General features: G+C 52.3%; 18 protein-coding genes. 11 read left to right on the top strand and 7 right to left on the bottom strand.

Going from position 1 to position 17456, the window contains the following annotated elements:
* Nucleotides 1-11 precede the first annotated feature (11 nt).
* The 3 genes from ACT53C_RS07675 to ACT53C_RS07665 all read right to left on the bottom strand — a co-directional run bounded on the left by ACT53C_RS07675 (nt 12) and on the right by ACT53C_RS07665 (nt 4426).
* Nucleotides 12-2564 carry a YbcC family protein gene (locus ACT53C_RS07675; RefSeq protein ID WP_476145463.1) on the bottom strand — a complete coding sequence of 851 codons (2553 nt, stop codon included), beginning with the start codon at nt 2562-2564 and terminating at the stop codon, nt 12-14.
* 36 nt (nt 2565-2600) lie between these two features.
* Nucleotides 2601-4136, bottom strand: a complete 1536-nt coding sequence (locus ACT53C_RS07670) for an NADH-quinone oxidoreductase subunit L (protein WP_275355993.1) — start codon at nt 4134-4136, stop codon at nt 2601-2603.
* A gap of 74 nt (nt 4137-4210) precedes the next feature.
* Nucleotides 4211-4426, bottom strand: a complete 216-nt coding sequence (locus ACT53C_RS07665) for a hypothetical protein (protein WP_275355995.1) — start codon at nt 4424-4426, stop codon at nt 4211-4213.
* A gap of 120 nt (nt 4427-4546) precedes the next feature.
* On the opposite strand from ACT53C_RS07665, the gene ACT53C_RS07660 reads away from it, so the two are divergent.
* From ACT53C_RS07660 to groL, 3 genes are all read left to right on the top strand, one after another.
* The gene (locus ACT53C_RS07660; protein ID WP_194748309.1) at nt 4547-5440 is read left to right on the top strand and encodes a LysR family transcriptional regulator; all 894 of its coding nucleotides are present in this window, start codon (nt 4547-4549) and stop codon (nt 5438-5440) included.
* A gap of 151 nt (nt 5441-5591) precedes the next feature.
* Nucleotides 5592-5909 carry a co-chaperone GroES gene (locus ACT53C_RS07655; RefSeq protein WP_313986538.1) on the top strand — a complete coding sequence of 106 codons (318 nt, stop codon included), beginning with the start codon at nt 5592-5594 and terminating at the stop codon, nt 5907-5909.
* A 36-nt stretch (nt 5910-5945) separates the two neighbouring features.
* On the top strand, nt 5946-7565 hold the full coding sequence (groL, locus tag ACT53C_RS07650; RefSeq protein WP_275355999.1) for a chaperonin GroEL: 1620 nt from the start codon (nt 5946-5948) through the stop codon (nt 7563-7565).
* A gap of 100 nt (nt 7566-7665) precedes the next feature.
* Here the strand turns inward: groL and infA are convergent, their stop codons facing one another.
* The 3 genes from infA to serB form a co-directional block, all read right to left on the bottom strand.
* Nucleotides 7666-7902, bottom strand: a complete 237-nt coding sequence (gene infA / locus ACT53C_RS07645) for a translation initiation factor IF-1 (RefSeq protein ID WP_018985872.1) — start codon at nt 7900-7902, stop codon at nt 7666-7668.
* A 70-nt stretch (nt 7903-7972) separates the two neighbouring features.
* Nucleotides 7973-8179: a cold-shock protein gene (locus tag ACT53C_RS07640; RefSeq protein ID WP_194748312.1), complete on the bottom strand. Its 207-nt coding sequence runs from the start codon at nt 8177-8179 to the stop codon at nt 7973-7975.
* 389 nt (nt 8180-8568) lie between these two features.
* Entirely contained in the window at nt 8569-9408 is an 840-nt protein-coding gene (gene serB / locus ACT53C_RS07635) for a phosphoserine phosphatase SerB (RefSeq protein WP_194748313.1), read from the bottom strand.
* Nucleotides 9409-9568: 160 nt separating this feature from the next.
* On the opposite strand from serB, the gene ACT53C_RS07630 reads away from it, so the two are divergent.
* The 8 genes from ACT53C_RS07630 to ACT53C_RS07595 all read left to right on the top strand — a co-directional run bounded on the left by ACT53C_RS07630 (nt 9569) and on the right by ACT53C_RS07595 (nt 16657).
* Nucleotides 9569-10339 carry an elongation factor-1 alpha gene (locus ACT53C_RS07630; RefSeq protein WP_194748314.1) on the top strand — a complete coding sequence of 257 codons (771 nt, stop codon included), beginning with the start codon at nt 9569-9571 and terminating at the stop codon, nt 10337-10339.
* Nucleotides 10340-10479: 140 nt separating this feature from the next.
* Nucleotides 10480-11649, top strand: coding sequence for an ADP-forming succinate--CoA ligase subunit beta (sucC, locus tag ACT53C_RS07625; RefSeq protein ID WP_194748315.1), 1170 nt, complete (start codon nt 10480-10482; stop codon nt 11647-11649).
* A 2-nt stretch (nt 11650-11651) separates the two neighbouring features.
* Nucleotides 11652-12533: a succinate--CoA ligase subunit alpha gene (gene sucD, locus ACT53C_RS07620; protein WP_194748316.1), complete on the top strand. Its 882-nt coding sequence runs from the start codon at nt 11652-11654 to the stop codon at nt 12531-12533.
* A 10-nt stretch (nt 12534-12543) separates the two neighbouring features.
* A complete protein-coding gene (locus ACT53C_RS07615) occupies nt 12544-13566 on the top strand; it encodes an ankyrin repeat domain-containing protein (protein WP_476145462.1) in 1023 nt (340 codons plus the stop codon).
* 30 nt (nt 13567-13596) lie between these two features.
* Nucleotides 13597-15198: an NAD+ synthase gene (locus tag ACT53C_RS07610; protein ID WP_476145461.1), complete on the top strand. Its 1602-nt coding sequence runs from the start codon at nt 13597-13599 to the stop codon at nt 15196-15198.
* Between the two features lie 100 nt (nt 15199-15298).
* Nucleotides 15299-15637 carry a P-II family nitrogen regulator gene (locus tag ACT53C_RS07605; RefSeq protein WP_194748319.1) on the top strand — a complete coding sequence of 113 codons (339 nt, stop codon included), beginning with the start codon at nt 15299-15301 and terminating at the stop codon, nt 15635-15637.
* A 56-nt stretch (nt 15638-15693) separates the two neighbouring features.
* Nucleotides 15694-16038 carry a DMT family protein gene (locus tag ACT53C_RS07600; protein ID WP_313986548.1) on the top strand — a complete coding sequence of 115 codons (345 nt, stop codon included), beginning with the start codon at nt 15694-15696 and terminating at the stop codon, nt 16036-16038.
* Nucleotides 16039-16153: 115 nt separating this feature from the next.
* Nucleotides 16154-16657: an FxDxF family PEP-CTERM protein gene (locus tag ACT53C_RS07595; RefSeq protein WP_476145460.1), complete on the top strand. Its 504-nt coding sequence runs from the start codon at nt 16154-16156 to the stop codon at nt 16655-16657.
* A 52-nt stretch (nt 16658-16709) separates the two neighbouring features.
* Here the strand turns inward: ACT53C_RS07595 and kdsB are convergent, their stop codons facing one another.
* On the bottom strand, nt 16710-17456 hold the full coding sequence (gene kdsB, locus ACT53C_RS07590; protein WP_476145459.1) for a 3-deoxy-manno-octulosonate cytidylyltransferase: 747 nt from the start codon (nt 17454-17456) through the stop codon (nt 16710-16712).

The raw sequence follows: 17456 nt of genomic DNA, 5'->3' as shown, positions 1-17456 counted from the left end.
TGAAAACTGACTCAAACGGGCTGCGTCATTTCAGCAAAATCCAGTGCCTGCCATTGCCCGGCAACATACCGCCAACGTTGCCCCTCCTCTTCACACCACAGGTGTAACCAGCCATGGTTGACCAGGTGGCTAATGACCGCATGCCTGCCGATAATCTGGTCAATCTGTCTGCGGCTTGCCACAATGACCACCGTCAAGCGGAGCGGTTCATGCATCCACTGCTGGCCATCATGCAATGACTGTTTGGAGAGACCGATTCTGAGGTCACCGCCATTGCCCTCAAACACGCCGATGCGGCCACCGACGACGTTGTGTAACAGCTTGTTTCCGCTCCCAAGCTTGACTGGCTCACAGGTCGAGGCATGGTACTGCCAGTTAATCCAGTGCGTCACCAGCATGGGGGCCGTCATCAGTTGCTCCAATAACGCCCCTTCAATATCCGCCGCCGCATCATACTCATGCAAAAATGCCCGCCCGGCCAAATTCAAATGTCTGGTACGCGCCCGGGGAGCCAGAACAAATGCCGCATTGTTGGCCAAGCCCCATTCCGGCCGGGTCTGCGCAGCGTCATTGGCACGCTGGCGAAAAGCTTTGAACAAACGACCGGCATCGATGGCTTTTGTTGACTGCATTGAGGTAGAGGCTAACTGTGCCCGTACAACTTCACCGGCAGCGGTAAACAGCTCAGCCGCTTGCTGCCAGCGAGTGTGCGTTGCGGCTGGCAGCAGATCAAGATCAAAGCCTTGCAACGCTTGTGTGGTAGTGTTGTGCAAGGCGGCAACAAACCAGGTTTCGGCGGGGATCGCCATGCCCATACTTGCCAGCTGCGCCCTCACCTCGACATCATTGAGCACAGCGGCCAAGGCACGCGTGTTTACCTCGCCAGACTGTCCGCAACATGCGCCGCAATCGAGGCTGGAGGCATGTGCATTGTTTTTGCTCTGGCTGGCATGCCCCACCAGTAATACCAGCGGCGCCAATCCGCTGGTCAGGCCTAAACTGTTGAGTACCCGCGCAGCAAGCTCGGCTTTTTCGACCACGCTCACAGCTTGTAACTGAGGCCGGGTCAATGCGCGGTATTTTTTCGGCAAGCCATGTTGATCAAGCGAACTGCGGGCATGCAATTGCGGCTTGATCATGGCTAACAAGGGTTTCAAAAACAGTGGGCCCGCGCTCTCTACCAGCGAAAAGGCCGCTCCAGGATATTTGCTCAGTCGGCTGACCTGGCCAGACAGCATAAAATTGCTGAGCCGCTTTTGGCCGACTTTTAGCTGTAGCGCTTTGCTACCGGCCTGTGCCACTTCGCTTATCGCCTCTGAACCGACAAGGACTTGATCACGGACAGTTAAGCTAGGGGCCAGCAGACCTGGCAACTGTGGACGCTGATAGTCGGAAGCAAAAGGCTGATAGGCAATCGGCAAGCCAAAAAAGCCCGCCGCGCCCAGCGTTTGTATATTGGGTGACAATGATTCTATTGCCCGCCGGATCGGTTCACTGCGCACATCAATACAAAATGCGGCCTGAATCAGTGGCGTGGGTGTCGGTGTTGCAGCCTCCGGCATCTGGCTCAGTTGTTGCGCCAGCTGGCGCTGATAACCGATTTCCAGTGCCAGTTGCCAGACCTCATCCACTTGCAATGCCTGTTCTGCAGCTTGAATTTTTTCAGCCACATGCTGCCATTTTTGCTGGATGACCCTAATGGCGCTGTTGGTTGCATTGAGACCTTTACATTGCATTAAAATCACGCCCCATGCCAACCGAATCGCCAGCAAATCACGCAAGCTGTCATCACTCTGGCCTTGTAATCTGGCTTGCCAATCCAGATAAGCACACCAGGATGCCCAGCCATTCACCGTGAGCAATACCGCCTCAAAATAATCGGCCAGCACGGCCTCATCCAGGCCTAGCGCCTCGACCACCCAGCGCTCAGCCTGTTGGCGATTGCGTGGCAAATAATCCAGAAACTGATGGATGTTGGGCAAGCCCATCAACACACCGATGCCATGGTCATGCACGATCATGTCACGCCAGAACTGGTACAAGCCACCTGCACGCTCAGGCTGCCAGTCTGACTGGTCCCGGTCAAAATACGCGGCACAAGTCTGGCTGACCTGATGCGTAATCGCATCGCGCCAGGTCAAGCGCTGAAACCGCTGGGCATCGTCATCGAGCACATCAATCAATAGCGGTAATTGGGTAATGGCAAGCGGCGCCGATAGCTGGGCCACTGCCTCTGCAATAGTGGTCTGCCTGAGCCCGAGTTGTGTTATGGCCTGGGTTAAGTCCTGTGCAGACATGCGTCCTTGCTGCCAGGCATGTAACAGATGACCTCTGGCCGGAAACACTTGCAGATCGCCTAGCACAGCCATGCGTGCCGCTACAGTCCTCACTGGCAAGTGGACTCTTTTCCAATGCGGGTTGACTGCAATCGACTGATCCAGCGGCCAGGTAGGCGCAATACTGTCGCACGCACGCTGGCAGGCCTGGTCTATCACCTGCTCACGGATAGACTGTGTTTGCCCATGGTGACGCCCTGGGAATACTTGGTCTTCAATAAAAAACATCTTTTGGTTCCTTATCCATTCATTTCAGAAGCGCGCCTAGTCATTGGCATGCGTGCTTTTGCCCCAACTAACCGGCCATAAACGCAAGACCCATCGCGTGTAAAACTCATCCAGATAAAACCCGGCATAGACTGAGCGATGCAGCACAGCCAACCGCGCAGGCATCTGCTGGATCATGGTCGTGGCAAGGTACAGCATGAGCATGGCCAGCACACTTATCCATCCGCCCGTAGGGGAAGGCTGATCGTGTATCCCGAGGGGAAGCAGGTGAAATACCACACTAACGGCGGTCAACCCCATGGCAAGCACACTGCCAAATAGCAAGGCTTGCAGTTGCAGGCGCAGAGTCACTGCCTGCCCGACCTGCTGCCACAACACTGGAGCCCAGGCCAGCGCCAGTATCAGGCTCCACCAGGCTGGCCACAGCTGGGTCCCCGAGACCGCCTGTACCCCGAACACAATCAACATGGTCAACACCGGGGCAAGCAACATGCTCAACTTGGCAAAGGCCGCTTTACCCGCCATCTGCTGCAAGCGTGTGTGTGTGACAATGTCGGCGGCGGACAAAAAGGCATAAGCCTTGTAAATCGAGTGTCCGATCAGGTGCAGCGCCGCAAAGGTGTATAGCCCCAGCGCGCATTCCACTATCATGAAGCCCATTTGTGCCACGGTGGACCATGCCAGCCTGACCTTGATACTGACCCGGGTAAACATGACCAGCGAGGCAAACAGGCATGTCACCAGCCCAACCGCTAACAATACATGTCTGGCCAGTGTTGCCTGTTCGAACAAGGGGGCAAAGCGGATCAAAACATAACCAGACAGGTTCACCACACCGGCATGTAACAAGGCAGAAACAGGCGTCGGTGCTTCCATCACCTGGATTAACCAGCCATGCACCGGCAGTAATGCCGTTTTTAAAATGACCACAGCCACCAGCAGCATGGCACACCAGCTACTGAGCTGCGACAAGCCATGCATGCTGACATGTGAAAGAAAGACTGAAATCTGTACGCTTCCGGTTTCAACATAGGCGATCATGGCCGTCAGCAGCAACAGACTATCCGCCAACACATCCGCCACGGTCTTTTTGTGCGAAGCCAACAGTGCAAACGGACGGTCTGCATAAAAACACAGCAAGTGCTTTAAACACACGCCAATGGCTGACCATGCCGCGACAAACAACAACCAGTGATCAGCAATCAGCAGCACATGCACACTGGCAAGGACCAGGCTTAAAGCGGTGACAAAGCTTTTCTGATTGGCCTCACCTTCGAGGTATCTGGCAGAAAAATGTCCGATCACCCACCCCAGCAATTGCACCAAACAAGCCATCAGCGCCTGCAGAGGGGACACAGCAATGCCAAACGCACTGAAAAAATTGCCAGGCAACGACTGGACATGCAGACACACGACTGCGGCGGATATACCCGCCGCCACAAGCGCCACGCTGAGCAGATGCTTAAACAGTTGCCAGCCACGGTCATGTTGCCACGGTAGTACTCCACTCAGCAGCCCAGCCAGCCACATAATGGCTCCGGGTACCAGTGCAAAATAAATGACAACGTCCATTAACACGGCCTTTCATGACCAAAAAATACATTGATAAAACAGAACATAAAACACACTTTAATAGAAGATAAAGATTAACCGGAGGTAGGCCCATCAATCGCTACAGATTGTTGGGTGACCACCTCTTGCACCGACGCGCTTGTCGTCGGCTCACCCTCTATTGGCGCCCAGACTTCAGGCAGTAATTCAATTAGAATTTCGCCCTGGGTAACCACCTCCTCACCATTTATTTCTACGTTCTTGGGATAAACCGTCACTGTTCGACCATCAATTTCAAGCCGCTTCATCATCACCATTTCACCTATCTAACTATATTAAAAAACCAAATAGCGGGTGATGCAGATTTTGACGGATGATTTTAATTAGGTAAAATATATAAATATTAATTTTATGTTCTATTTTATTTATATATGGCGAGACTCAATTATCATCACTTGCAATATTTTTGGCATATCGTGAAAGTGGGTAGCTTGACCAAGGCAGCAGAAAAATTGCATATCTCGCAATCCGCGCTGTCTTCACAGATCAGGCAACTGGAAGAAAGCCTGGACTGCGCATTGTTTTTAAGACAAGGGCGTAAACTGGTGTTGACGGAGTTCGGTAATTTGGCGTTTTCCTATGCAGATTCGATTTTTACCAAAGGCATAGAACTCGAAAACCTGCTGAGAAAAGGTATTGCGTCTGAGAGTCAAACGTTGCGGATTGGTGTGCTCTCTACCATGTCCAGAAACTTCATCGAGAGCTTTGTGGAGCCATTACTGAATCACTCGGAGATCAAACTCGAAATTTCTGCCAGCGGGCAAACCAACTTGCTCAATGCGCTTTCGAATCACCAGATAGACCTGGCGCTCACCAATATCGAGGTGAGAGGCAATACTGACCAGTTATGGGAGTGTATTCTGCTAGATCGGCAACCCATCAGTGTGATCGGCCCGGCAGAGATTGAGATCAAACACGGATTTTCGGCCAAATATGCGGAGTACAACTGGATTTTGCCCAATCAGGACAGCCCGATTCGGGCGGCCTTTGATGGCTTGTGCGCCTTGCATCACCTAGAACCTCACATCGTGGCCGAAGCGAATGACATGGCGATGTTGCGGCTGTTAGCGCGCGACAGCCGGGCACTCACCGTCATGCCGGAGGTGGTGGTTAAAGACGAGTTAAAAAATGGTGTGCTCAAATCCTTCACGCAACTGGAAGGGATTTTTGAGAATTTCTATGCAGTCACGATCAAAAAACATTTCCGCAAGTTTGAAATCAGCCAATTGGTGAATCAGTTTCTAGTCAAAAAAAGAGCGCTCTAGCCCTCTTGAAATTTTTTTGCGCATCCCTATTTTCACGGTATCAGCAACTCTGCTGATACCTTTTCGCCACTGGAGGCATGATTGCCAGTTGCGTCTGCAAACGTCTCCAGTGGTGGTTTTTGTTGAACTTATTCGCTAAGGAGAATTGAACATGAATATTCGTCCCCTGTATGACCGCGTCATAGTCAAGCGAGTCGAACAACAACGTACGACCGCTTCCGGCATTGTGATACCAGACACAGCTGCAGAAAAACCCGAGCAAGGCGAAGTCATCGCTGTCGGGAGCGGCAAGTCCCTTCAAGACGGCAGCCTGAGAGCCCTGGCAGTGAAGGTCGGTGACCATGTCTTATTTGGCAAATATGCCGGACAAACAGTCAAACTCAATGGCGAAGAGGTATTAGTCATGCGCGAAGAAGACATTCTCGGTGTGATTGAACCCGCCTCTGCCGATCTCAAAAAAGTCGCTTAATCACTTTGTTGCTAAGAGAGAAAGGAGAATTGAACAATGGCAGCTAAAGATGTGAAGTTTCATGACCACGCCCGTCAAAAAATTGTAAAAGGCGTGAATATCCTGGCCGATGCGGTCAAGGTCACCCTGGGCCCCAAAGGCCGCAATGTGGTGCTGGAACGCAGTTTTGGCGCCCCGGTGATTACCAAAGATGGTGTTTCGGTCGCCAAAGAAATCGAGTTGCAAGACAAGTTGGAGAATATGGGCGCGCAAATGGTGAAACAAGTCGCGTCTAAAACCGCGGATGTCGCAGGTGACGGTACGACTACCGCCACCGTACTGGCGCAGGCGATAGTGCAAGAAGGCATGAAGTCGGTCGCCTCAGGCATGAACCCGATGGACCTCAAACGCGGCATAGATAAAGCGGTGGCTGCGTTGGTGGATGAGCTCAAAGTCATGTCTAAAGCCATCACCACCAATAGAGAGATTGCCCAGGTAGGCTCTATTTCTGCCAACTCGGATACCGCCATTGGACAGATCATCGCCGATGCTATGGAAAAAGTTGGCAAGGAGGGGGTGATTACGGTAGAAGAAGGCAAGTCACTGCAAAATGAGTTGGATGTGGTGGAAGGCATGCAATTTGACCGCGGCTACATCAGCCCCTATTTTGTGAACAATCCGGACAAACAGGTGGCGGCGCTGGATGAGCCGATGATTTTGTTGTATGACAAGAAAATCAGCAATATCCGCGACTTGTTGCCGACGCTGGAAAACGTAGCCAAAACCAACAAGCCTTTGCTGATCATTGCCGAGGACGTGGAAGGCGAAGCGCTGGCGACACTGGTCGTCAACAGCATGCGTGGCATCCTCAAAGTAGCTGCCGTCAAAGCGCCAGGCTTTGGTGATCGTCGCAAAGCCATGCTAGAAGACATTGCCATCCTGACCGGGGCCACCGTCGTCTCAGAAGAAACCGGCATGCAACTGGAGAAAGTCAGCATCGAGCATTTGGGCCGTGCAAAACGGGTTGAGATACACAAAGAAAACACCGTTATCATTGATGGCGCTGGCGACCAAGCCAAGATTAAAGCCCGTGTGCAGTCTATTCAAACCCAAATTCAGGAGACCACTTCTGACTACGACAAGGAAAAACTGCAAGAGCGCGTGGCCAAGCTGGCCGGTGGTGTCGCCGTGATTAAAATCGGTGCGGCCACCGAAGTCGAAATGAAAGAGAAAAAAGACCGTGTCGATGACGCCCTGCATGCCACCCGCGCTGCGGTGGAAGAAGGCATCGTCCCTGGCGGCGGTGTGGCTTTACTGCGGGCTCGCAGCCGTATCGGTGCCCTCAAGGGGGATAATGATGATCAGGATGCTGGTATCCGCATCGTGTTGCGCGCAATCGAAGAGCCCTTGCGCGCGATTGTGAAAAATGCCGGAGAAGAGCCTTCTGTGGTCATCACCAAAGTGCTTGAGGCAACGGGTAACACCGGCTACAACGCCGCGACAGGTGAATATGTGGATATGGTGGAAACCGGTGTGGTCGACCCCACCAAAGTGACTCGCACCGCGCTGCAAAATGCCGCCTCGATTGCCGGGCTGATTTTGACCACCGATGCGACCGTGGCCGAATTGCCCAAAGAGGACAAAAAAACGCCTGCGATGCCTGAGATGGACTACTAAGCGCGATCAGCGTGATGCCATCAACGATAAAAGCCCCGCAAGGGGCTTTTTTTCTAGCTGAGCAAGATCAACTGCACGCCGAAAAGAGCGGCAGGTGGACTCAAGCAGGTCTTCTGGGCGGCAGATGTCTGAACGTAATGCGTCCCTTGCCCATGTCGTACGGCGACATTTCGATGGTGATTTTATCGCCCGCCAAAATACGTATTTTGTGCTTGCGCATTTTGCCGCCGGTGTAGGCAGTCAACTGATGCCCATTGTCCAGCGTCACGCGATAACGCGCATCCGGCAACACTTCAGTCACTGCGCCCTGCATTTCAATCAATTCTTCTTTAGCCATGCGATTCCTTTTTCAATAATGAAAAAAGCCCGAAACCGGGCTTTTTACTGCGCCACTTGGTCAGGCGTGACTATGCAATCACCTGAATCGCAGAAGCTTGCTTGCCTTTAGGGCCAGTCGTTTCGTTGTATGAAACGCGCTGGTTATCCGCCAAGCTTTTAAAACCTGCTGATTGAATCTCGGAAAAGTGAGCGAACAAATCATCGCCACCCTGATCTGGAGTAATAAAACCAAACCCTTTTGCATCGTTAAACCATTTGACAATACCTGTAGCCATATCTAAATCCTTTGTAAAAAATGAAAGGGAAACCCCTTGGAGGGCGAGGCACAAGTAAGCGGGATTAACGAGAGAACCAGAAGATACCACCAGAGAAAACAACAATGCTTGAACGTCGCGTGCAACCACTATGCGCTTTATGCACCACAATAGCAAATGTTATTTTCAAAAAAACCAAAATAAATCAAATATTTATTTAAGCATCTACCCCGAAAAGCATTCAATACGCGACAAATCGAATCATCAAAAAACTCAAGGAATCGCCTGTGGGCGAGCGCAGGCCTCATTCTGCTAAATAAAAAGCGCCCAAGCCACCCTTGAACGCTTTATGTAGGTGGCGATGACTCGATAGCAGAATTCTGGAATCATTGAGCAACCGTGCAGATGAATTAGACCGATAGCAAGCTCGCTACGCCATCCAGCCCCACCACATTGAGCGCATACATGGCTTGCTGTTGCACCACTGGTTTGGCGTGATAAGCCACGCCCACCGCGGCAACCGCCATCATTTTGAGGTCGTTGGCACCGTCACCAATGGCAATCGTTTGTGCGGCCGACAGGCCCAACTGATCACGCAGTTTAGTGAGCTCATCAGCTTTGCGCTGGGCATCGACGATCTCACCCAGGACTTGGCCGGTGAGTTTGCCGTCTATGATTTCCAGCGTGTTGGAGACGGCGTAATCGAGCCCCAAGGTCTGTTGGACGTGGTTGGCAAAAAAGGTAAAGCCGCCAGAAACGACCATGGTTTTGATGCCATGTTGCTTGCAGGTATTGATCCAGGCTTGCGCGCCGGGATTAAAACGAAGGCGCTCATCAATCACGCGTTGCAATGCCGTCGCTGGCAGGCCTTTGAGCAAGGCCACACGTTTACGCAGGCTGGCAGAAAAATCCAGTTCGCCACGCATGGCGGCTTCGGTGATCTCGGCGACCTGCGGTTTGAGGTTCATCATGTCGGCAATTTCATCAATGCATTCAATGGAGATCAGGGTGGAGTCCATATCCATGACGCACAAGCCCATGTGTTGCAGCCTATGAGTGTCTTGCACCAGCGCGCAGTCTATCTGCTGACTGGCGCAAAAAGCCTTCACTTCCAAATAATCCGCTTCTGGCACCGGCAAATAGTAGGCATGTTCGCCCACTTGCATAAACTGCGCATGCCCGCCCACCAGGCCATGAAGATGGGAAAGATGAGCCATGGTGATGGCCGGCCCTTGAACCACTAAACGCATGATCACTACCGTCGATTAAAAGACTGGATTATAGCAGTTGCCCGTGCATCGCATTGATAAGCGTGCTTTTTTGGGAGTATTTCTGTTTTTGGATTGCCCCCGGCAATGATATGCTTGGCAAAAATTAAAACTGGTTAAACTCAACACCCTAGGGATTACAATGAAACAAGACGCACAAACGCTGCCATGGCTGAACCTGCCTAACCTGCCCTTACCGCTTAAAGCCCTGTTTATTGGTTATCTGCTCGTGATTGGCGTCGGCCTGTGTATGGCTGGCCTGCAAATCATGCTCACGCACGGCATGGCCGATGGCAAATTCGGCTTGTCCGTGAACGATATTGTCTACAGTTATTACGGTGACCGCAGTGGCACCAAACTGGCGAGCAAGCTTAATGGCTCCATGTCTGACAAAGCACCCCTGGAGGTCCGCCAGGACATTATCAAATGGGCGCAACAAGGCGCGCCACAAGACCAGTGGGAATCACACTTCAAGCAGGTGTTTGCGCAGCATTGCGTCATGTGCCACAGCAACATCCCCGGCATCCCCAACTTTAACAACTATGATGAAGTTAAGGCGCGCGCAGAGGTGAATGAGGGCGCAACGATCAGCGGCCTGACGCGGGTGTCGCATATACACCTGTTTGGCATCAGTTTCATTTTCTTTTTTATCGGCCTGATTTTCAGTTTTGCCGTGAATGTGCCTAAACCTGCCAAAATCATTGCCATCGCCTTCCCGTTTGCTTTTCTGATTATGGACGTGATGTCGTGGTGGCTGACCAAGTTGTCACCACACTTTGCCTGGTTAACGATTATCGGTGGCATTGGCTACAGCCTGGCCTCCAGTTACATGTGGGTGATCAGCATGTATCAAATGCTGGTACTGTCCCGCAATGGCAAAGTCTACGGCAATGCCTGGGCGCAGGACTTATAAACGACGACGCATTGGTTAACGCTATCGCGTTAAATACGTTTAAAAACCGCACAGTTGTGCGGTTTTTTTATTTGCAGTCTAGCCTTGATAGGGTATTTGCGCGAAAATAGATGCTTAACTATCAAAACCTCTGAATTTTCATGAATCTGCACGAATACCAAGCCAAACAACTCCTGCAAAAATATGGTTTGGCCACACCGGCTGGCCTGGTCGTTCAATCCGAAGAAGCCGCTGCGGCAGCCACCAAAGAACTGGGCGGTGAAGCCTGGGTGGTCAAGGCCCAGGTGCATGCCGGCGGTCGCGGCAAAGCGGGTGGCGTCAAAGTGGTTAAATCTGCATTAGAAGCGCAAACCGTGGCAGGTAGCCTGCTTGGCAAGCATTTGGTGACTTACCAGAATGCGCCGGATGGCCAACCCGTGCATCAGGTGCTGGTGGAGCAAACCCTGCCGATTGCACGTGAGCTTTATCTTTCGATGCTGGTAGACCGCACGCTCGAACGCGTGGTTATGGTCGCTTCCAGCGCAGGCGGCATGGATATTGAAGAGATTGCGGCCACCCAGCCAGAAAAAATCCTGCAGGAAGTCTGTGACCCGCTCAATGGACTGGTGGACTTTCAGGCGCGCAACCTGGCGTTTGGCTTGGGCCTGAGTGGTGACCAGATTGGCGCGTTTACAAAGCTAGCCAAAGGCCTGTACAAATTGTTTAAAGACAATGACTTGTCACTGCTCGAAATTAACCCGCTGATTGTAACCGCTGAAGGAAAACTGGTGGCGCTGGATTGCAAAATGACGGTAGATGACAACGCACTTTACCGTCAAAAACCGTTTGCAGAGATCCGTGACTGGTCACAAGACGATGCCAAAGAAGCGGAGGCCCATCATAGCGGCCTCAATTACATTGCCTTAAATGGCAACATTGGTTGCATGGTGAACGGCGCTGGCCTGGCCATGGCGACCATGGACTTGATCAAGCTGCATGGCGGCATGCCTGCCAATTTTCTGGATGTCGGCGGCGGCGCCACGGCTGAGACCGTGACCAAGGCCTTCAAAATCATCCTGGCTGACGCTAATGTGAAAGCGATTCTGGTCAATATTTTTGGCGGCATCATGCGTTGCGACATCATTGCCACCGGCATTATCACCGCAGTCAGAGAGGTGGGCATGACCATTCCGGTCGTGGTGCGGCTGGAAGGGACCAATGTCGAATTGGGCAAGCAGATGCTGCGTGAGAGTGGCCTGAATATTATTTCTGCAGAAGGGCTGACCGATGCCGCCCAGCAAGCAGTCAACGCAGTGAACAAGGGTGTGTAGTCATGGCAATTTTAGTCAATAAAGATACCAAAGTATTGTGCCAGGGCTTTACCGGCAAACAAGGGACATTTCATTCCGAACAAGCGCTGGCTTATGGCACCAAAATGGTGGGTGGCGTGACGCCAGGCAAAGGGGGCCAGCGTCATCTGGAGCTACCCGTATTCAATACCATGCGCGAAGCCGTGAAGGAAACCGAGGCCAATGCCAGCGTGATTTACGTGCCGCCGCCTTTTGCCGCTGACTCCATCCTTGAAGCCGCAGACGCAGGCATTGAGCTCATTGTCTGTATCACCGAAGGCATTCCGGCTCTAGACATGCTCAATGTCAAAGCGGCGCTGCGCGCTAATGGCACCAAACTGATCGGCCCAAACTGCCCAGGCGTGATCACACCTGACGAATGCAAAATCGGCATTATGCCGGGCAGCATTCACAAACGTGGCAAGGTCGGCGTCGTGTCACGCTCTGGCACCCTGACTTACGAGGCTGTCCATCAGACCACGGCCCTGGGCTTGGGCCAGACCACCTGTGTCGGCATTGGTGGCGACCCGATCAAAGGCTTGAACTTTATTGAATGCCTAGAACTCTTTCAGAAAGACGCGGAAACAGAGGCGATCATCATGGTTGGTGAAATCGGTGGCAGTGATGAAGAGGCTGCGGCTGACTACATCAAACACCATGTCACCAAACCGGTCGCTGCTTATATTGCCGGCTTAACCGCCCCCAAAGGCAAACGTATGGGCCATGCCGGGGCGATTATTTCCGGTGGCTCTGGCCGTGCAGAAGACAAGATTGCTGCCCTGGAATCCGCTGGCTGTGTTGTTGCAGCCTCCCCTGCTGGTCTGGGTGAGGCCGTCCTCGCGGCCATTCAACGCGCAAACGCATAAAGGAACTGGCATGTATCGTTGCTTACAGGCTCACCATCGCTGGACAGGCATCATTGTTGGCAGCATGCTGCTGATTGGCCTCACCTGGCCTGGCCTGTCTGCGGAGGCCGCCAGCAAAAAACCGATGGCCGAGGACAGCGCGCCTTTTCGTGATGATGAAGTGTCTTACCTGCTCATTGCCGCCGCCAAAGGCGACCTGGCCACGGTCAAAGCCTTGTTAAAAAGCGGCGCCAACCCGAATGTCACCGATGGCGACAAACTGACGCCCATCATGTATGCCGCCCGTAAAAACCAGGCGGAAGTGATCCGCGAGTTGTTAGCCGGTGGCGCCGACATCAATGCCAAAGACCAGGGTGGCTGGACAGCACTCATGTTTGCGGCCAAGAAAAATAATCTGGATGCCGCCAAAATGCTGATGGAAAAAGGTGCCGATGTTAAAGCGCGTGACCCGGCCGGCTGGAGCGCCCTCGGCCTAGCGGCCACCTCCGGCTACAGCGAACTGGTGGGCCTGATTATCGCGCGTGGTTTTGATGCTAATGTACGGTCCTCGGATGGGAAAACTGTGCTCATGTATGCCGCCAAAAGCGGTGACGTGCCCACCATTACCACGGTGTTAACCAAAGGCGCTGACGCCAATCTCAAAGACAAGCTGGGCACCACAGCGCTCATGATCGCCGCCCGAGAGGGCCATGCCGCCGCCGTGACCTATTTGGCAGAACATGGTGCCAAAGTGGATGAGGAAGATGAACATGGCTGGACAGCACTGACCTGGGCGGTGAAGAAAAATCAGCTTGAAGCAGCCAAAACACTGCTTGAGCATGAAGCAGATGCCAACCAGAAAGACAGCGAAGGCACGCCCTTGCTGCACCTGGCGGTGAGCAACAATGCGCCGGAAATGGCGCGCTTGCTGCTTGAACATGAGGCCAATGTCAAAACACGTGATCAATACGGTTTGACCGCTTATGTCTATGCCCTCAAAGGCCAAAACCCGGCCATGGTAGAACTGATCAAAGCTGCGGGTGGCAAGTATTAAGCCCTGGAGCCCATCCTGAATGAAAAGCAGATGAAACTTGCAATTGCTCAAATGAACTGCATGGTCGGTGCCATGCAGCAAAATGCGGAACACATTCTGGCGCAAGCCAAAGAGGCTTATCAAGCAGGTGCACGCCTCTTGCTAACGCCGGAACTGGCGTTATGCGGCTACCCTCCAGAAGATTTGCTGTTCAGGCAGGATTTTTATCACGCCAACATGCAGGCACTCAGTTGGCTGGTGCAGCACCTGCCTCACGACATGGCAGTCATTGTTGGACATCCTGATGAAGTGGCAGGCAAACGCTATAACGCGGCTTCGGTGATCCATTCTGGCAGGATACAGGCGACCTATCATAAACATCACTTGCCCAACTACAGCGTCTTTGATGAAGAGCGCTATTTTGAGGCGGGTCAATTGCCTGTGGTGTTTGAATGGCATGGCGTACGCTATGGCGTGCTGATCTGTGCGGATAGCTGGGAGTCAGGCCCTGCCCTGCAGGCCCTGCAAGCTTCCGCACAAGTGCTGCTGACGATCAATGCCTCACCTTACCATCTGCACAAACAACAGACTCGTTACCAGGTATTGCGCGACCGCATCCGCGAAACCGGGCTACCCATGGTCTATGCCAACATGGTCGGCGGCCAGGACGAACTGGTGTTTGATGGCGCGTCTTTTAGCATGAACCGGTTGGGAGAACTGGTGCAGGAGCTGCCCATGTTTGAAGCCGGGCTGGCTTACCTGACCATAGACGGCACGACCCCCTTGGCCACCGATATTACGGCGCCGTTGAGCACCGAAGCCGCCGTATATAAAGCGCTGGTACTGGGTCTGCGTGACTATGTGAATAAAAACAAATTCCCCGGCGTGGTGCTGGGTCTGTCTGGTGGCATAGATTCCGCGCTCACACTCGCCATCGCCGTGGATGCGCTGGGTAAAACTCGCGTCAAAGCAGTGATGATGCCCTCTGAATTTACCGCCGGCATCAGCCTGGCAGATGCCGCTGAAATGGCACAACTGGTTGAGGTTGAGTACAGCGTATTACCCATCAAACCGCTATTTGAAGGATTTTGTGCGACCTTGTCTGAGGAGTTTTCCGGCAAGTCTTTTGATACCACTGAAGAAAACCTGCAGGCCCGCATCCGTGGCATGCTACTGATGGCCATCAGTAACAAGTTTGGCAGCCTGGTGCTCACCACCGGCAACAAATCAGAAACCGCTGTCGGCTACAGCACCTTGTACGGTGATATGGCGGGTGGCTTTGCCTTGATCAAGGATGTACCCAAAACCCTGGTTTACAAACTGGCAACCTACCGCAATGGCCTGAGCCGGGTGATCCCTGAACGGATTATCACACGTGCCCCTAGCGCCGAGCTCAGAGAAAACCAGACCGACCAGGACAGCTTACCGCCCTATGAGGTCTTGGATGCCATCATGGAAGCCTACGTCGAAAAAGACCTGAGCATCGCACGTATCATCGAAATGGGGTATACCGCCAGTGATGTGCAGCGCGTCACCCGCCTGATTGATCGCAATGAATACAAGCGGCGGCAAGCGGCAGTGGGTGTCAGGATTACAGAGCGCGGCTTTGGCAAGGACCGTCGCTACCCGATCACCTGTAACCTGTCATTTTAAGTGCGCGACACGCGAGGCCTTGTGAGGCATGCACAGGACATTTGTATAAAAAGCACTGCTTGCGTAAAATGCCATTGAGAGATTTATCCACGGAGCACATATGAAAAAAGTAGAAGCCGTTATTAAGCCTTTTAAACTGGACGAAGTGCGTGAGGCGTTATCTGCGATTGGCGTCAATGGACTGACAGTTACTGAAGTCAAGGGATTTGGTCGCCAGAAAGGTCACACCGAGTTATATCGTGGCGCAGAATATGTCGTCGACTTTCTGCCAAAAATCAAAATTGAAGTGATTCTAGGTTCAGACATGGTAGAAAGTGCGATCGAAGCCATTATCAAGGCCGCCCATACCGGTAAAATCGGTGATGGCAAGATTTTTGTCTCTTCCGTCGAACAAGTGATCCGTATCCGTACTGGTGAAACTGGCGAAGCCGCCATTTAAACTTTTTTCAATGATCCGGTGACTTTCCCAAGTCACCTTTTCTTGCCTGATGTTGCATGTCTTTCACACTGATTAAAACCATCCTGCTTCTTTCCACAGCCAACTTGTTCATGTTGTTTGCCTGGTATGGTCACCTGAAAGACTTGCATCAAAAACCGCTCTGGATTGCCATTCTGGTCAGTTGGGGCATCGCCCTGATTGAATATTGTTTTCAGGTACCCGCCAACCGGATTGGCTTTACCCAACTCAACCTGGCGCAACTCAAAATTCTGCAAGAAGTCATCACACTGGTGATATTCGTCCCGTTTGCCGTCATGTACATGCAGCAGCCACTCAAGTGGGATTACCTGTGGGCAGGCTTATGCATGATGGGGGCAGTCTACTTTATTTTCCGTACTTGACTCCGTTTTTAAACGCCCGATAGTCCGATGACCCTAACGGGCTATATGCTTGCACGATTGATATTGTCATAATCACTTCCAGAAATTGTTAATCACTTCATTAGGGGATACGAATATGTTAAAAAATATCTTGGTTGCAACATCATTACTGGTGAGCACTTCAGCGTTTGCCACTGCCACAACCACCACATTCAGCGGCACTGATTTGGCAGGATCTAGCCTGGCAAAAACAGCTAAAGTGAATATTTCTTATACTGCTGGTAGCTTTGACTTGACCGGGATTCTGGATCCTAGAGGCCTGAAGTTCCTGAACGATCATAACAGCGGTTTGTATCAAGGCATCACTGTTATCAGCGATGCTGACCATACCTTCCAGTACGCTCCGATTATCACTCCGATCAGCCAATTTGATTTGACAAGATACAGCTTCAGCGTATCCAACTTGGCAGCAGGCAGCTACACCTTGCAATTTAACCTGATCGGTGGTGGCCGTTACGAAGGTAGCTATACCATCAACCCAATTACTGTGCCTGTTCCAGAACCAGAAACCTACGGCATGATGTTCGCTGGCTTGGCCATGATGGGTCTGATTGCCTTCCGCCGTCAGAAAAACAGCTAATTTATCAGCTAACGCAAAATAAAAAGCCTCACTTAAGTGAGGCTTTTTATTTTTAGCCGTTGCTAGCAAAAATCTGCCTGACTGCCGCCAGGTCTTCGGGCGTATCCACGCCGCTGGCAGGCGCGTGATCAGTCACGCTAACGGCGATCTGGTAACCATGATACAGCACGCGCAATTGTTCAAGACTTTCAATGCTTTCCAGCGTGGTGACTGGCAAGCTGGCATATTGCTTTAAAAAGCTGACACGATAGGCATAAATGCCAATGTGGCGATATGCAGTGAGGGTCTGCTGGCGATCTGTCTTGTCCCGTGCAAATGGAATCGCCGCGCGACTAAAGTACAGCGCGCGCTGCTTGGCATTGAATACCACCTTAACCACATTCGGATTTGTGAAAACCGTCTCGTCATGAATGGCATGGCAAGCGGTAGACATCACCGCCTGTTCATCATTGGCCAAGGTCTGGGCCACCTCGTTGATCAGCACCGGATCAATCAAAGGCTCATCGCCCTGCACATTGACGACGATGGTCTCGTCCGGCCATTGCATGGTTTGCACCACTTCAGCAATGCGGTCTGTGCCAGAAACATGATCGGCCCGCGTCATCACTGCAGTGATCTGGTGCTGCGCGACAGCTTGCAGAATTTGCGCATGATCGGTAGCCACGACCACCTGATTGGCCAGGCTTTTGGCTGCCTGCTCAGCCACGCGAACCACCATGGGTTTACCGGCAAGATCAAGCAAGGGTTTGCCCGGTAGCCGTGTACTGGCAAAACGGGCTGGAACAACAACTTTAAACAT

Source organism: Methylophilus sp. DMC14 (genome assembly GCF_056314085.1).
This window is presented reverse-complemented; position numbering and strand designations above follow the sequence as displayed.

Bases quoted from the DNA above. Each gene is read 5' to 3' on its own strand.
- ACT53C_RS07665 (WP_275355995.1), bottom strand. From the start codon at position 4,426: ATGATGAAGCGGCTTGAAATTGATGGTCGAACAGTGACGGTTTATCCC.
- kdsB (WP_476145459.1), bottom strand. From the start codon at position 17,456: ATGTTTAAAGTTGTTGTTCCAGCCCGTTTTGCCAGTACACGGCTACCG.
- infA (WP_018985872.1), bottom strand. From the start codon at position 7,902: ATGGCTAAAGAAGAATTGATTGAAATGCAGGGCGCAGTGACTGAAGTG.
- ACT53C_RS07600 (WP_313986548.1), top strand. From the start codon at position 15,694: ATGTCTTTCACACTGATTAAAACCATCCTGCTTCTTTCCACAGCCAAC.
- ACT53C_RS07615 (WP_476145462.1), top strand. From the start codon at position 12,544: ATGTATCGTTGCTTACAGGCTCACCATCGCTGGACAGGCATCATTGTT.
- ACT53C_RS07640 (WP_194748312.1), bottom strand. From the start codon at position 8,179: ATGGCTACAGGTATTGTCAAATGGTTTAACGATGCAAAAGGGTTTGGT.
- ACT53C_RS07610 (WP_476145461.1), top strand. From the start codon at position 13,597: ATGAAACTTGCAATTGCTCAAATGAACTGCATGGTCGGTGCCATGCAG.
- ACT53C_RS07670 (WP_275355993.1), bottom strand. From the start codon at position 4,136: ATGGACGTTGTCATTTATTTTGCACTGGTACCCGGAGCCATTATGTGG.
- sucC (WP_194748315.1), top strand. From the start codon at position 10,480: ATGAATCTGCACGAATACCAAGCCAAACAACTCCTGCAAAAATATGGT.
- sucD (WP_194748316.1), top strand. From the start codon at position 11,652: ATGGCAATTTTAGTCAATAAAGATACCAAAGTATTGTGCCAGGGCTTT.
- groL (WP_275355999.1), top strand. From the start codon at position 5,946: ATGGCAGCTAAAGATGTGAAGTTTCATGACCACGCCCGTCAAAAAATT.
- ACT53C_RS07595 (WP_476145460.1), top strand. From the start codon at position 16,154: ATGTTAAAAAATATCTTGGTTGCAACATCATTACTGGTGAGCACTTCA.
- ACT53C_RS07655 (WP_313986538.1), top strand. From the start codon at position 5,592: ATGAATATTCGTCCCCTGTATGACCGCGTCATAGTCAAGCGAGTCGAA.
- ACT53C_RS07605 (WP_194748319.1), top strand. From the start codon at position 15,299: ATGAAAAAAGTAGAAGCCGTTATTAAGCCTTTTAAACTGGACGAAGTG.
- ACT53C_RS07675 (WP_476145463.1), bottom strand. From the start codon at position 2,564: ATGTTTTTTATTGAAGACCAAGTATTCCCAGGGCGTCACCATGGGCAA.
- ACT53C_RS07660 (WP_194748309.1), top strand. From the start codon at position 4,547: ATGGCGAGACTCAATTATCATCACTTGCAATATTTTTGGCATATCGTG.
- ACT53C_RS07630 (WP_194748314.1), top strand. From the start codon at position 9,569: ATGAAACAAGACGCACAAACGCTGCCATGGCTGAACCTGCCTAACCTG.
- serB (WP_194748313.1), bottom strand. From the start codon at position 9,408: ATGCGTTTAGTGGTTCAAGGGCCGGCCATCACCATGGCTCATCTTTCC.